Source organism: Vibrio sp. 1402 (genome assembly GCF_033340275.1).
Window position 1 is genome coordinate 1 of record NZ_JAWOWE010000411.1, and the last position, 618, is coordinate 618.

The window sequence follows — 618 nt, forward strand, 5'->3', positions numbered from 1 at the left end:
CGGGAGACCAGTTATCTACAGACGAAATGTTAGCCGCGTTTGACCATCTCACCCCCAATCAATAAGTTCACGTTAAACATGGCACTGTAAGCGTCGATGCAATAAGCAAAAAGGGAGCGAATGCTCCCTTTTCTTTTAAATCCAGCCTTCGGCTAAGTACATTAGTCGTAACTGGCTTGGTGAGCCGAGTTTATCTAATGCATCAAGCTGTGTGTCACTTAGGTTCGGGCTCTTATCGAGATACACACGTCCGTTTGCGGCGTCCAAAGGCAGCTTGTACGTCAACTTCTCGTTGATTTTGCTCGCTTCACCTTTATCCATTGCTCGGACAGCAGGCATCAGCCAATCCCAATCTTCACTTAACAGCTTTTTAAATGCACCGTTCGCCGTAGATTCCGTCTGACTTGGCATGTCTTCATCGCTCAGTTTAAGCAGTGAATCGACATCTGGAACGAGGTGTTCATTCGGGCTTGAGCCAAGCATTTGCTTGAGTGTTAAACGTGCGGCTTCCATCTCTTGCGCTTCTTTTGGCGCTTGAGGTGAGCTCATTGATGTATCTTCTTTAGGGCCAAGATACGCCATCAGTGCACGAACTGCCGCCGGCTCCTGCATGCTAAA

1 pseudogene is annotated in these 618 nt (G+C 48.1%); it reads right to left on the bottom strand.

Going from position 1 to position 618, the window contains the following annotated elements:
* Positions 1-135 precede the first annotated feature (135 nt).
* A pseudogene (vopQ, locus tag R7044_RS26380) lies at positions 136-618 on the bottom strand (type III secretion system effector VopQ); the annotation flags it as partial.